Origin of the sequence: Nesterenkonia natronophila (assembly GCF_003595215.1) — a bacterium.
GTDB classification, from domain to species: domain Bacteria; phylum Actinomycetota; class Actinomycetes; order Actinomycetales; family Micrococcaceae; genus Nesterenkonia; species Nesterenkonia natronophila.
On the sequence record NZ_QYZP01000003.1, the window covers coordinates 82,797 to 96,375 of the forward strand.

Consider the following 13,579-nt stretch of genomic DNA (forward strand, 5'->3'; position numbering starts at 1 on the left):
AGGAAACGTCACTCACCGATGACCGTCACCGGCGTGAACTGTGCTCCATGCTCTCCCTGACGTGTTTCACCTCGAGTGCCCGAATGTTTCAAGAGCGTTAAATCTCTCCGGTGAAATCTCAATATCTTGATGACAGCCCCAGCCTGACACCCCCGGAACCAGGGGAGTGGTTCTCCATCGAGATTTAGTGATGAATTGAATAATTCTTTCCGCTGAGCGGGCACAAACGATTCCGTGACTCTCAAGTAATCCCTGACTGAGCCATAGACCACCGATTTCTAGAGAAGTAATATATGTGATATGCGTCACGCGCAGTGCCGCTTCTGGGGATTGAAGGAGGAGCTATGGACGTTCAGGAATATGACTGGTTGGGTCTCGTTGAGAGGGTGCTGATAGCGCTGGTCATTCTTGTAGTGACCTGGTTGTTAGCAAGAGCTGTCAAGTGGGCCATCACCAAACTGTTTGAACGTATTCCCGCGCTTCAGCGCGGCGATGGAAGCGGGGCCTCCCTGGGAGCGGCGATCGGCCAAGTTGCGGCGCTGGTGATTTGGCTGCTCGGCCTTGTCGCCATCCTGCAGCTGTTTGCGATGGATCAGGTGCTGCAGCCGGTCCAGCAGATGCTCAACGTCGCACTTGGGTACCTGCCGAACATCATCGCGGCAGGGGTGATCTTCTTCATAGGTTGGGTACTGGCCCGGATAGTCAGACAGCTTATTGAAGCCACATTGGGCCGAGTGAACTTCCACGGGTTCTTCCAGCGTGCTCAGTCCGCAGGTCAGCGCGCCGGCAGGGCGGCGGAGGGTTCACGCTACGAGTCTTCGACCGGTAGCGACACTGATCCGGCTGACATCAACCAACGCATCACATCCACCGTAGCCAACATAGTGTTCGCGATCATCGTGATCCTGGTGGCCATTTCCGCCCTGCAGGTCCTAGGCATCGCCGCGATTTCGGATCCTGCCACTGGCATGCTGGACATGATCCTCAACGCCGTACCGGCCATCATTGCCGCGGTGCTGATTCTCACAATTGGTGTGGTGATCGCCAAGTTCATCGGCAACCTGCTGGGCACCACCCTGGAGAACATCGGCACAGATCGCTTTGCCGCCAACCTGGGAGTGGAGCCTCAGCAGGCCAGCGTCTCGACCATCCTCGCCAAGGTCGGTCAGATCGCTATCATCCTGTTCTTTGCGATCATGGCCGCCCGGGCGCTGAACTTCCCAGAGATCACCAACCTGCTCAATGAGGTGCTCACACTGGGTGGACGGGTCCTGTTCGGCGCCGCCATCATCGGTGTTGGTTTCTTCATCGCCAACCTGCTTGCCCGCACGGCCGGATCCGGCTCGTTGAGCACTGTGATCCGCTACGGCACACTGGCTCTGTTCGTGGCCATGGGCCTTCAGTACATGGGCATTGCCGATTCGATCATCAACCTGGCCTTCGGTGCGGTCGTGGTTGGCGGCGCACTGGCAGCCGCTCTGGCATTCGGCCTGGGCGGCCGCGACGCCGCCGCCCGCCAGCTGAACAGAATGGAGAAGAAACACACCGGACCAGGAACTCCAGCCTCCACGCCAGGCAGCTCCACGCCGGGCGAGACCGAGACGCCACGGCCTCCTGGTGGACCGGGGACCCCACCACCGCCAGCAGGTGGGCCCGCGACAGGCTGAACTCAGACTGCTGAATTGACCAGATCCTAGACCATACAGCGAAGGCGCCCCGCTGGTTCCTGTGAGACAGGTCAGCGGGGCGCCGCTACGCGCCGCGGAGAAACCCGCATCACTCTTCCAGAAGGGCGTCCACGAATGATTCAGTGTCGAAAGGAGCGAGGTCGTCGGGACCCTCACCGAGCCCAATAAGCTTCACCGGCACACCCAGCTGCTTCTGAATAGCGACTACGATGCCGCCGCGCGCAGTGCCGTCGAGTTTTGTCAGCACGATGCCGCTGACATCGACTACTTCCGAGAATATTTTTGCCTGGCTCAGACCGTTCTGTCCGGTGGTGGCGTCCAGGACCAGCAGCACCTCATCCACCTGGGACTTCTTCTCGATGACGCGCTTGACCTTGCCAAGTTCGTCCATCAGGTTCGCCTTATTCTGAAGCCTGCCCGCAGTATCGACCATCACCACATCAGCCTCCAGCTCGGTGGCCTTGTCCACCGCTTCAAAGGCAACCGAGGCTGGATCTGCGCCCTCGACATCCGAAAAAACCGTCGGCACACCGACCCGGGAACCCCAGGTGGTCAACTGTTCAGCGGCGGCCGCACGGAACGTGTCAGCGGCACCGAGAAGGACATCTTTGTCCTTGGCCACCATCACACGCGCCAGCTTGCCCACTGTGGTGGTCTTGCCCACACCGTTGACCCCGACCACCATGACGACGGCCGGCCGGCCTGACACATCTACCGCGAGGCTGCGGTCGAACTCTGGATCGACAAGTTCGATCAGCTCTTCCCGGAGGATGGCCTTCACCCGGGCGGGATCCTTAGAGCCTTCAACCTTCACGCGTTCGCGCAGCGTGTCCACCAGCTCAAAGGTGGAGTCCGCACCGAGGTCTGCGCTGAGGAGGATCTCCTCAATCTCGTCCCAGACGTCGTCGTCGATCTCATCCTGGCTCAGCAGGGCCAACAGCGACTTGCTGAAGATGTTGTTTGACTTTACTAACCGGGCGCGCAGGCGAGCCAATCGGGTCTCTGCCGCCTCGGGCGTATCCAGGACCGTCTCGGCGGGTGCTTCCGGCGCCTCGACATCGAGGTCAGTAGGCGTGCCCTCGGGGCGGTCCGCGACCAGGGTGGCCCCGTCGGGCTCATCGGGAGCCCCGGGGGGAAGGTCATCCGCATCCCGGGTCTCCGGGAACTCTTTGAGCCTCTTTCCGGGGGAGAGCGGGCGGCCCTTGACCAGGAACAGCCCAAGGAGGGAAAGCAGGACGGCGCTGAGGACTATGAACGTAATAAAGACTGAGGTTTCCACGCACTCCAGTCTCGCACAGGAGGTTATCTCCTGAAGCGGCCGCGAATCGTGTTCAGCGCGTTCCGTGCCTGTTGAGCGGCGGGGGAGACACGCTCACCCATCCGGTACAGGAGGCTGGACTCGGTCTCCTTAGCCAAGACCTCCAGCTTGTCATGAGCGGAGTCGCCGGACTCAGCCGCCGCTGTGATGGCAATCTCAAGCTGGTCTATCCGAGCGTTCTGGGCCGCGATCCCCGCATCCCGCTCGGCCAGCTGCGTGGCATACGCACTTTCGGCCTCACGCAGAGTCTGCTCGAATCCGCTCTGCCGTTCCTCCTGCTCCTTCAGCGACGACGACACGCTCTCCAACAGGGTCAGCAGTTCTTGGAGCTCGCTCGAGGAGGGAGCGGCTGAGACGGTGGCCTCAGCATCTTGAACTCGCGACTCAAGGGCCGTGTACTCCACCTGGCGCACCTGCTCGAGCTGCTCGTAAACACTGCGCAATTCTGCCACCAGGTCCTGCTGGTGGCCCAGCAGGGCGGTTACCACCTGGTGGGCGTTATCCCCCAGGTCACTTGGGGGCAGGATCTCATCATCCGTGGGCTCCTCGGCTGAGTCACCCTGGGGGGCACTATCCGTCGTCATACCATCCGTAGCGGCCAGCTCGAATTCCGCACCGTCGTGTTCGAAGGCATCGGCGAGGTCGAGGCTCTCGGGCTGGGTGTTCTTAGTCATATGCTCGATCCTACTTGCGCCGGAGGAGGTCTCCGAAGCTGCGTCGGAACCAAGGGCCCCTGCGCTCGGGAGGTCCAGGATCAGGCTGCTCATTCCCGCCCGAAGACCAGTCAGAAGGTGCCGCCTCAGCCTCTGCGGAATTCTCGGCCGTGTGTCCGGCCGGACGAGTGGCGGGTTGTGCGCCGGCCAGCCGGGCCGCAACCTCACGATCGGCGATCGCCTCAGCGAGCGCGGTCGGCACGGCGGTGGCGCCAATATGCGCAGGCACCTGCAGGCTGCGCATGTCCCCGGAAGTCAGTGACCGGAGTCCCGAGACCGGAAAGTCCAAGAGCTGCTCGACGAACTCTGCACGCTGGCCGAAAGACGCTCCGCGTGCCCGGTGGGCTGCGGAGCGCGCGATAGGGCTGCGCTGTTGTGTCACCATGTGAGAGAGCTGAGGGTGATGAGAAAGTGCACGTCCGGCCGCGCGGTGACCGATTTCGGCTGCGCGGAGGTACGCCAGGTGGGTGCCCAGCGCCGACTTGATGACCTGTGCATCCTGGTCTTGGCTCACGTTGTTACTCTAGAGCTTTGAAAGTTTCGAGTCCGGGGACAGCTTCAAGCTGGGGCTGAACACCCTCGACTGACAGCACAATGAGTCTTTAAGGAAGCGCACCCGACGTGTTCAACTCGCTCTCAGATCGCCTCACAGCGACGTTCAAGAACCTCCGCGGCAAGGGCAAGCTGACCGAGGCTGATATTGACGGCACTGCCCGGGAGATTCGGCGCGCCCTGCTCGACGCCGACGTCGCCGTGCCCGTGGTCCGCGAGTTCATCGCCCGGATCAAAGCCCGTGCGCTGGGATCCGAGGTAGCCCAGGCGCTCAATCCCGGCCAACAGGTGGTCAAGATTGTTAACGAGGAGCTCGTCGGCATCCTCGGTGGGCAGACTCGGCAGCTGGAGTTCGCTAAACAGCCGCCGACCATCATCATGCTCGCTGGCCTCCAGGGTGCGGGTAAGACCACCCTTGCCGGGAAGCTGGCCCTGCACCTGAAGAATCAGGGCCACGCCCCTGTGCTAGTCGCGTGTGACCTGCAGCGACCTAATGCCGTAAAGCAGCTGCAGGTCGGCGGTCAGCGCGCCGGGGTGCCGGTCTACGCTCCGCACCCGGGTGTGAGCTCGGAGACGGAAGCAGCCACCGGGGACCCGGTCGCCGTGGCCCGTGAGGGCCTGACCCACGCCCAGGACAAACTCCACGACGTCGTCATCATCGACACCGCCGGCCGATTGGGCGTGGATGAGGAGCTGATGCGCCAGGCGGCGGATATCAAGGCTGCCGTCAACGCGCACGAGACGCTGTTTGTGATCGACGCCATGATCGGTCAGGACGCGGTCAAGACCGCCCAAGCATTCAACGAAGGTGTGAACTTCACCGGGGTGGTGCTCACCAAGCTCGACGGTGACGCCCGCGGTGGCGCGGCATTGTCAGTGGCCTCGGTGACCGGCAAACCCGTCATGTACGCCTCCACCGGAGAAGGGCTGAAGGATTTTGAAGTCTTCCACCCGGACCGCATGGCCCGGCGAATCCTGGATATGGGGGACATCCTTAGCCTGATCGAACAGGCCGAAGCCTCCTGGGACAAGGACGAAGCGGCCAAGATGGCCCAGAAGTTCGCCGACCAGGAGGACTTCACCCTGGAAGACTTCCGTGCCCAGATGCAGCAGATCAAGAAGATGGGCTCCATGAAGAAGCTGCTGGGCATGATGCCCGGGGCCGCAGGAATGCGTCAGCAGCTCGAACAGTTCGATGACTCGCAGCTGGACCGCGTGGAAGCCATCATCAACTCCATGACCCCCCATGAGCGCAACGCACCGAAGATTATCAACGGGTCCCGCCGGGCCAGGATCGCCCGCGGCTCTGGGGTGCATGTATCGGAGGTCAATCAGCTCCTGGAGCGTTTCGGTCAGGCCGCCAAAATGATGAAGAAGATGGCTTCTGGTGGCGGAATGCCTGACATGCCGGGGATGCCCGGTGGTGCTATGCCGGGCATGGGGGCACCCGGAGCGGGCCGGAAGAAGGCCAAGGGCAAAGGAAAAAAGCCCAAGGCCAAGTCGGGCAACCCGGCAAAGGCCGCGCAGCAGGCCAGAGAGGCCGAGCTGCGCAAGACGCAGAAGCAGATGGACGGTTCGAGCTTCGGCGCAGGTGCCGCAGACTTCAACGCCGAAGACCTGGACCTGCCGAAAGGTTTCGAAAAGTACCTCAAATAGGCGCGCAACCCGCCAGCGGAGAGGATATGCGTCAGGCGGGTTTATCTGGCAGAATACACAGGTACCTTGCGCAGATTCGGTGAGTACCCTCTCATCTCGCCGACCTGTCCAACGTTCAAGTGCACGGCAGAGGCTGTTTGCATCACCCCACGCAGCAGATGTTTCAGTGCGCGCCCCAATACCTACAGGAGTAACCACACAAGTGGCAGTCAAAATTCGTCTGAAGCGAATGGGCAAGAAGTTCGCCCCCCAGTACCGCGTTGTTGTCGCCGATTCCCGCGTCAAGCGTGACGGCAAGAGCATCGAGGAAATCGGCAAGTATCAGCCCACCGAAGAGCCTTCGTTCATCGAGATCCAGTCAGAGCGCGCCCAGTACTGGCTCTCTGTGGGTGCTCAGCCCACCGAGCAGGTCAAGCAGCTGCTCACCATCACCGGTGACTGGCAGAAATTCAAGGGCCTGGAGGGCACCGAGGGCACCTTGAAGACCCGTTCCCCTAAGGAAGAGTTCACCGCTCCGACCAAGGGCTCCGTGGTGAGCGACAAGAAGAGCGCCGCGAAAGAGTCACCTGCCGAAGCTGAGCAGCCCGCGGCCGAGGACTCCTCCGAGGAGAAGACCGACGCATGAGCACCGACGCTGCGCTCACAGACGCCCTGGAGCACCTAGTCCGCGGGATCGTTGACTCACCCGAGGAGGTCGACGTCCGCCGCAAGTCCGGGAGGCGCTACGACACCCTCCAGGTGCTGGTCAACCCGGAAGACTTGGGACGCGTCATCGGGCGCGCCGGCCGCACGGCCAAGGCTCTGCGCACCGTGATCGCAGCGTTGCCCGGCGGTAATGACGTCCGCGTAGACGTCGTCGACACTGACCGTCGCCGCTGAACACCCATAGGGCCCGCCCCGTGGAAAATACCGAATACGATTCCGACCCGCAGACTCCGCCCGCACCGGGTGAGCGTCTGCGGGTCGCTCGCATCGGTAAACCCCACGGCGTTCGGGGAGAAGTCACGGTGGAGCTCTTCACCGACGAACCCTCCGAGCGGCTCGCACCCGGAGCGATTCTTCAGCGTGCCTCAGCCGCGGGAGCGCCGCTGAACGCACTAACGGTCGCCACACAGCGCTGGAACAAGAAGATCTGTTTGCTGGGTTTCGAAGAGGTCCGGGACCGCAACGGCGCCGAGGAGCTCCGGGGCTCCATACTCTTCATCGACATCGGAGACCAGGACGACGATGCAGCCGAGGGTTGGTACTCACATCAGCTCGAAGGATTTCGCTGTGTCAGTGAACAGGGAGTTCCGCTCGGCACGGTCGCTGCACTGCTCACCGGCCCCGCCCAGGACCTACTGGTCGTGACCGCAGCGGGTGGCGAGGAGGTCATGGTGCCATTCGTCGATGAGCTGGTGCCTGAGATCGACCCGCAGCAGAAGCTGGTCACCCTCACCCCGCCCGCCGGCCTCTTTTCATGAGGCGGGTGAGTTGAGTTGAAAATCGACCTGATCTCAATACTTCCCGAATTCTTCGACTCACTCGACCTCTCTCTGATCGGCCGCGCCCAGCAGGACGGCTTGCTGGAGATCCGCCGGCACAATCTGCGCGACTTCACTTCAGACAAGCACCGCAGCGTCGACTCCCCACCGGCCGGAGGTGGGGCGGGGATGGTGATGAAACCCGAGCCGTGGGCCCTTGCCCTGGAGTACGTCCTAGCTCAGCCTGGCGAGAACTCAGTAAATCAGTCCGCCACCGAGCGGCCTGTGCTCATCATCCCGACACCTTCTGGAGAGCTCTTCACCCAGCAGGCAGCACAGGAGCTGTCCGAGCAGACTCACCTGGTCTTCGCCCCTGCCAGATTCGAAGGCATCGACGAACGGTTCACCGACTGGGCCAGCGATCTTTGTGAGGTGAGGCGGCTGAGCATCGGTGATTATGTCCTCAACGGAGGGGAGTCCGCCGTCGTTGTGATGGTGGAAGCCATAACGCGACTGATCCCCGGTGTGATAGGCAACGAAGCCTCACTGGAAGAGGAATCACACAGCGACGGTCTGCTCGAATACCCCGTCTACACCAAACCGGCCCACTGGCGGGGCCAGCAGATCCCGGATGTGCTGCTTTCCGGCAACCACGCCAGGATCGAGGCGTGGCGCCGGAGCCAGGCGGAGGAGCGGACCCAGCGGATCCGCCCCGACCTGTGGGAGCGGCCTCAGTCCTGCTGAGGTGTTTCGCTCTCCGCCAGGCGCTCCTCTACAAAGCTGCGCATGGAGCCCATCTGCTCCGCAGGGATCAAGAACTGGTGATCACTCATAGGATCCAGAACCACCCCTACGTCCTTCAGGGACTGGACCAGGATGATGCCATTGGTCTCCACTACATGCGGTGCCTGCTCCTTATGCTCACCAGCGGCCTCAGGCGTAGTGAACAGCACCGGCAGCGCGTTGCCGTCGTCATCCTGCACCATCAGCAGGTTGGTGCCCTTGTCCCCTTCGGGGTCCTCAGAGCTGGCGACGTAGACCGAGCTGTTGAGGAAGGCGTTAAGCACGTTGGTGACATCATCCTGCAGGAAGCCCTCGTCGGTGCGGTTCTCCGTGGCGTCCTTCAGGGCCTGCTGCAGCTCTGGAACGGTCTCTGTGGGTGTTTCAGTCATGATCTCTCTCTTCAGTCTCGACTCATTCGTCCGGTCATCAACGGCTGTGCCGCTCCCACCTACGCTACGGGAGACCCCGCAGCGGGTGCGAGGGCTGAGAGCTCCGAAGTGGGGTTTTTGGGCGCTGAGCGAAAATCGGCGCCGGAGGTGCTCCCGGTCAGAAAAGTGGAGAAAACGTTCGACACCGCATATGATGGAGTGCTGTGCCTGCTGGGCGCCGACTCTGCCGCAGGGGAGAGGCGTCACACAGACAGGACCCGGTGAGTGAGCATTCCGCTCGCACCGGCTCACAAAGCCTTATGACCAGTGCTGCCCGCGCTTCACGCGCAGGCGGACCGCGTCCCTGATATCGGGGTGTTGACCTGTGGCAGCCCCCTGGAGGAGAAACAATGCAGAAGCTTGACTTTGTGGATGCCGCTAGCCAGCGCAGTGACGTTCCAGACTTCGGCCCCGGTGACACCGTCAATGTTCACGTGAACATCGTCGAAGGCAAGACCACCCGTGTTCAGGTCTTCAAAGGTTACGTAATGGGCCGCCAGGGCTCCGGTCTGCGCGAGACATTCACCGTTCGAAAGGTTTCCTTCGGCGTGGGCGTAGAGCGTACCTTCCCGGTGCACTCCCCAGTGATCGAAAAGATCGAGGTCACGGCCCGCGGTGACGTGCGCCGCGCCAAGCTGTACTACATGCGCGACCGTCACGGTAAGGCTGCCCGCATCCGCGAAAAGCGCGAGTCCCGAGTTGCCCGCGCTCAGGGTCAGGACGTGGAGGAAGCAGTCGAGGCCTGATCCTCAGCGCTGACGCACCCCAAAGCATTTCAACGTGCCCGAGAGCCCCGAGACTTCTGAGCCCTGCTCGGAGTCCCGGGGCTCTCGGCCTTTAACTCTCCGACGGCGCTGGGTCTACGGTGCTGGCGTCGTGGTCATAGTGGCGCTGATCCTCAGCACCCTGACTCGGGTTTTTGCGGTGGACTTCTACGCAGTCGACCAGGACTCTATGGACCCCACCCTCAGCGACGGTGAGCGGATTGCAGTGGCGAAGAGCTATCCCGATGAGGCCGGTGTCCAGCGCGGTGACATTGTGGTCTTCGACGGGGAAGGTTCTTTCACCCCCTACCGGGGCGGTCCCAGTCTGACCCGTTCGATCGAGACCATGGGGCACTGGATCGGTCTCGGCTCGGCCCCGCACGTCTACGTCAAACGAGTGCTTGGGGCTGAAGGCGACCTGGTGGCATGCTGTGACGATTCGGGCGAACTCACCGTCAACGGTGAGCCCATAGCTGAGCCCTACCTCTCCCATGAGGTCAGCCCCGAGAAGCCGGCCTCCGAGTTGAGCTTCGAGGCCGCGATTCCCGAAGGCCGATTCTGGGTCATGGGCGACAATCGCGACGCCTCAGTTGACTCCCGAGATCTCTTGGGGGCGCCCGGCGGCGGTATGATCAGCGAAGAGCGAATCATCGGGCTGGCCACCTCCGTGGTCTGGCCGTGGGAGGACCGACGTGCACTTGAAGGAGGCCTACGGTGAGCGCTGCAGAGAGTCACGCCGAGGCATCCGGCCCTGAGCAGAAGCCCGAGCGTAAGCGTCACTGGGCGCTGTCATTCTTGATCGAGCTGACAGTGATCGTGGTGATGGCGGTCGTCATCTCCTTCGTCATCAAGACGTTCCTGCTGCGTGCCTTCTACATCCCTTCGGAGTCCATGCAGCCCACCCTGGAGGTCGACGACAGGATTGTGGTCAATCTGTTGGCCCCCGGGGTGATGGACGTCCAACGCGGAGACGTGGTGGTTTTCGAGGACACCCGCAGCTGGTGGGGCGGACCGACCCCGGAGACCAGCCCGGTCCAGGATGCGCTCATGTTCATCGGCCTCACTCCAGACACGTCCAGCCACTATGTAGTCAAACGGGTGGTCGGACTCGAGGGTGACCTCGTTGAATGCTGCGACGATGAGGAACGCATCCTTGTCAATGGTGAGCCCATCGACGAGCCATACCTCTACCCCGATATTAAGCCCTCAGAGGCGACCTTCGACGTCACCGTGCCGGAGGACCACGTCTGGCTGCTGGGCGATCACCGCGCCGCCTCCGCGGACTCCCGCTCCCACGTTGAGGAGCCTGACCAGGGTGCAGTTCCGGAGGAGGACATCATCGGCCGCACGCTGACCATCGTCTGGCCGGTGGAGCGCTGGGGCGGTGGAGGAACTGATCGGGACCCCTTCGAGAACGTGCCCGAACCGCAGTGAGCCGCACCGTCAACGCCACTCTGCTTCCTGAGCTGCAGCTTGCTGCCCAGACCGGCAGCCGATACATCGCCGGGATCGACGAAGTCGGACGCGGCGCCCTGGCAGGTCCGGTGACCGTGGGAGTCGTGGTCATTGATCTGCACATGCTCCCACCGGCGGTGAAGTCCTCAGGTACGGGGGTCTGGCAGCCGCTGAATGGGGTGCGGGATTCGAAGCTGCTCTCAGCCGCGGCCCGCATGCGATGGCAGCCCTCCATCTGTGAACACGCAGAAGCCTACAGCGTGCAGCATTCCACGCCGCAGATTATCGACGCTGCAGGCCTGAGCGCAGCTCTGGGAGCCGCGGGCCGGGCCGCACTCTCCGCCGTTCACGAGCAACTGCGCAGGCCGGTGGACTACGTCATTCTCGACGGAGTCCACGACTGGCTCCACGCCGAGGTTCCGGTACGCACGATGCCCCAGGCCGACACTCAGGCGCTGAGCGTGGCCTGTGCCTCCGTGTTGGCCAAAGTGAAGCGGGACGCACTGATGACAGAGTTGGCTGACGAGCACCCTGAATTCGGATGGGGTTCCAATAAGGGGTACGGTTCAGCAGCTCACCGTGCGGCCATTAGCGCCCAGGGACCCACCGAGCACCACCGAAGATCATGGAACCTGGGCCTGGAACCCCTGCCCGGACTCTAGGCTGCTCGCCCACCCGTCCGTTGGGGAGGGCTCTACCGCTGTCCACACCTTTCATCCTCCCCACCTGACGCGCCGCAGCATCCACACCAGGGCGGCTTGGGACGGCCTGTGAGCCTCGCTCCATGCAGTCTGTTGACACAGACCGGCGGAAGGAGCATATATGCGCAGCAATGACCACACGGGGCTGCTGGGCGAAGAGAAGGCCGCTGAGTATCTCCTCCAGAGCGGACACCGCATATTGGAGCGACGCTGGCGTACGCCCACAGGAGAGCTTGACCTTATCACCATGGATGGTCAGGACCTGGTTGCCGTAGAGGTCAAGACCCGGCACGGGCTGGGTTACGGACACCCCTTTGAAGCCATCACCGAGCAGAAGCTCCGCCGTCTGCAGCGGCTGCTGATTGAGTATGCCGCCGGGTCGAGACTCCGTCCGGCCCGCAGGCGCGTCGATGCGATTGCCGTGACGCTTCCACCGGGGTCCGCCGCCCGCGCTAGCTCGGCCGCTGTGGAACATCTGAAGGACCTTCCATGAGCATGGGGCGAGCGCGTTCTGTTGTTCTGGTCGGCATGGAAGGTCGGCTGATAGAGGTCGAAGCAGATATCGGCCAGACTCTGCCGGCCTTCGTCCTGCTGGGACTGCCGGATGCCGCCCTTCGCGAAAGCCAGGACCGCATCCGTTCCGCGGCGAAGAACACCGGGCTTGACCTGCCGCGGCGTCGACTCACCGTCAACCTCTTTCCGGCCTCACTGCCGAAGTCCGGGTCAGGTCTGGACTTGGCGATCCTGATGAGCGCCTGGGCGGCCGATGGGTATGTGCAAGGGACCGACAAGGTGATCTTCCTCGCTGAGCTCGGTCTCGATGGACGGCTCAGGCCCGTCAAGGGCGTACTGCCCTCCGTGGCAGCCGCTGTGGAGGCAGGGGCGCGCACTGTGGTGGTCTGCGCTGAGAACGCAGCTGAAGCCGCATTGGTGCCCGGAGTCCGCGTTCTGGCAGCCGACCATGTGCTTCCCATAGCTCATCACTTCTGTTCGTACAAGGCCGCGCGGGCGCTTCGCCCTAGCCAAGAGACGGTCCAACAGCTCACGGGAGGTTCGCGGAGCAGCGGCCGCCCGCACATCGACTACGGACACGATCTGGCCGAGGTGCGAGGTCAGCAGGAGGCACGCTTCGCTCTCGAGGTCGCTGCTGCTGGAGGCCACCACTTGCTGCTGATGGGTGCCCCCGGCGCAGGTAAGACCATGCTGGCCGAAAGGCTGCCCTCGATCCTCCCCCCGTTGGACGAGGCAGAGTCTATGGTGGCCACGGCAATCGCATCGATCAGTTCCGGGGCCACAAGTGTGACGCGCCTGCAGAGCCGCAGGCCGTTCGAAGCGCCGCACCACAGCGCCACCGCGGCGTCGATTCTCGGCGGCGGCAGTAGGATTCCGGGTCCTGGAGCGGCCACACGTGCCCACCTGGGCGTGCTGTACCTCGATGAGACTCCAGAATTCCCCCGGCACGTGTTGGACTCGCTGCGACAACCACTGGAAACAGGGGCCATCACGCTGCACCGCTCCGCCGGCCAGGTTACGTACCCCGCCAGATTCCAACTCGTGCTGGCGGCCAACCCATGCCCGTGCGGGATGAACGTGGGCAACGGAAGGCAGTGCATCTGTTCGGTGGCGCAGCGCCGGAACTACCTCAGCCGGATCTCCGGGCCACTGCTGGATCGCGTGGACGTGCACGTACAGGTCGACCGTCCGCAGTCTGCCGCGCTAGCTCTTGCAGATTCTGGAGAGCCTTCGGCAGCGGTGGCGAAGAGGGTTCAGCATGCTCGGCAACAGCAGGCTGAGCGTCTGTCCCGCTACGGTTTGAAGCTCAACAGTGAAGCACCGTTGAATCTCCTGTCCCACCAGCTGCGGCTGCCGCGAAGAAGTCTGCATTCTCTCGACGCGAGTCTGGACCGGGCTCAGCTGTCACTTCGTGGCTACGTCCGGGTGCTTCGGTTGGCTTGGACCATTTCTGACTTATCGCTCAAAGACCGCCCGGACCAAGACGACGTCGACATCGCTATGCATCTGCGGCATGCGACTGCCAGGCGTTGAGGAGAGGAGCAG

Annotated in this window: 16 protein-coding genes; 12 read left to right on the forward strand and 4 right to left on the reverse strand. The window is 62.8% G+C overall.

The genetic code is table 11. The features are described 5' to 3' along the window. Nucleotides 1-344 precede the first annotated feature (344 nt). A complete protein-coding gene (locus tag D3250_RS09385; protein WP_119903141.1) occupies nt 345-1,667 on the forward strand; it encodes a mechanosensitive ion channel in 1,323 nt (440 codons plus the stop codon). A gap of 109 nt (nt 1,668-1,776) precedes the next feature. Here the strand turns inward: D3250_RS09385 and ftsY are convergent, their stop codons facing one another. From ftsY to D3250_RS09400, 3 genes are read right to left on the reverse strand one after another with little or no spacing between them, the layout of a single operon-like run. Continuing rightward, nucleotides 1,777-2,967, reverse strand: a complete 1,191-nt coding sequence (gene ftsY, locus D3250_RS09390) for a signal recognition particle-docking protein FtsY (protein WP_119903142.1) — start codon at nt 2,965-2,967, stop codon at nt 1,777-1,779. Nucleotides 2,968-2,990: 23 nt separating this feature from the next. Then, a complete protein-coding gene (locus tag D3250_RS09395; RefSeq protein WP_119903143.1) occupies nt 2,991-3,680 on the reverse strand; it encodes a hypothetical protein in 690 nt (229 codons plus the stop codon). 10 nt (nt 3,681-3,690) lie between these two features. After that, the gene (locus D3250_RS09400; protein ID WP_119903144.1) at nt 3,691-4,233 is read right to left on the reverse strand and encodes a hypothetical protein; all 543 of its coding nucleotides are present in this window, start codon (nt 4,231-4,233) and stop codon (nt 3,691-3,693) included. A gap of 107 nt (nt 4,234-4,340) precedes the next feature. Here D3250_RS09400 and ffh point away from each other — a divergent pair, with 107 nt between their 5' ends. The 5 genes from ffh (at nt 4,341) to trmD (ending at nt 8,134) form a co-directional block, all read left to right on the forward strand. Continuing rightward, nucleotides 4,341-5,927 (forward strand): signal recognition particle protein, encoded by a 1,587-nt coding sequence (gene ffh / locus D3250_RS09405; protein ID WP_119903145.1) that lies wholly within the window; start codon nt 4,341-4,343, stop codon nt 5,925-5,927. Nucleotides 5,928-6,129: 202 nt separating this feature from the next. Then, complete coding sequence (rpsP, locus tag D3250_RS09410) at nt 6,130-6,552, forward strand: 30S ribosomal protein S16 (RefSeq protein ID WP_119903146.1); 423 nt, start codon at nt 6,130-6,132, stop codon at nt 6,550-6,552. After that, nucleotides 6,549-6,806 carry an RNA-binding protein gene (locus D3250_RS09415; protein ID WP_119903147.1) on the forward strand — a complete coding sequence of 86 codons (258 nt, stop codon included), beginning with the start codon at nt 6,549-6,551 and terminating at the stop codon, nt 6,804-6,806. Before rpsP ends, D3250_RS09415 begins: the two co-directional genes overlap by 4 nt. A 20-nt stretch (nt 6,807-6,826) precedes the next feature. Continuing rightward, a complete protein-coding gene (gene rimM, locus D3250_RS09420; RefSeq protein WP_119903148.1) occupies nt 6,827-7,390 on the forward strand; it encodes a ribosome maturation factor RimM in 564 nt (187 codons plus the stop codon). 15 nt (nt 7,391-7,405) lie between these two features. After that, nucleotides 7,406-8,134: a tRNA (guanosine(37)-N1)-methyltransferase TrmD gene (trmD, locus tag D3250_RS09425; protein WP_119903149.1), complete on the forward strand. Its 729-nt coding sequence runs from the start codon at nt 7,406-7,408 to the stop codon at nt 8,132-8,134. Here the strand turns inward: trmD and D3250_RS09430 are convergent. Continuing rightward, nucleotides 8,122-8,562 (reverse strand): SseB family protein, encoded by a 441-nt coding sequence (locus D3250_RS09430; protein ID WP_119903150.1) that lies wholly within the window; start codon nt 8,560-8,562, stop codon nt 8,122-8,124. The genes trmD and D3250_RS09430 overlap by 13 nt on opposite strands. A 389-nt stretch (nt 8,563-8,951) precedes the next feature. Between D3250_RS09430 and rplS the strand changes: the two genes are divergently transcribed. From rplS to D3250_RS09460, 6 genes are all read left to right on the forward strand, one after another. After that, nucleotides 8,952-9,347 carry a 50S ribosomal protein L19 gene (gene rplS / locus D3250_RS09435; RefSeq protein WP_119903151.1) on the forward strand — a complete coding sequence of 132 codons (396 nt, stop codon included), beginning with the start codon at nt 8,952-8,954 and terminating at the stop codon, nt 9,345-9,347. A gap of 34 nt (nt 9,348-9,381) precedes the next feature. Further along, nucleotides 9,382-10,083 carry a signal peptidase I gene (gene lepB, locus D3250_RS09440; protein ID WP_119903152.1) on the forward strand — a complete coding sequence of 234 codons (702 nt, stop codon included), beginning with the start codon at nt 9,382-9,384 and terminating at the stop codon, nt 10,081-10,083. After that, nucleotides 10,080-10,799 carry a signal peptidase I gene (lepB, locus tag D3250_RS09445; protein WP_225973258.1) on the forward strand — a complete coding sequence of 240 codons (720 nt, stop codon included), beginning with the start codon at nt 10,080-10,082 and terminating at the stop codon, nt 10,797-10,799. The genes lepB (D3250_RS09440) and lepB (D3250_RS09445) overlap by 4 nt, the downstream gene beginning before the upstream one ends. Next, entirely contained in the window at nt 10,796-11,482 is a 687-nt protein-coding gene (gene rnhB, locus D3250_RS09450; RefSeq protein ID WP_225973259.1) for a ribonuclease HII, read from the forward strand. The genes lepB (D3250_RS09445) and rnhB overlap by 4 nt, the downstream gene beginning before the upstream one ends. A gap of 160 nt (nt 11,483-11,642) precedes the next feature. After that, nucleotides 11,643-12,014, forward strand: coding sequence for a YraN family protein (locus tag D3250_RS09455; RefSeq protein WP_119903153.1), 372 nt, complete (start codon nt 11,643-11,645; stop codon nt 12,012-12,014). After that, complete coding sequence (locus tag D3250_RS09460; RefSeq protein ID WP_119903154.1) at nt 12,011-13,567, forward strand: YifB family Mg chelatase-like AAA ATPase; 1,557 nt, start codon at nt 12,011-12,013, stop codon at nt 13,565-13,567. The genes D3250_RS09455 and D3250_RS09460 overlap by 4 nt, the downstream gene beginning before the upstream one ends. Nucleotides 13,568-13,579: the final 12 nt, after the last annotated feature.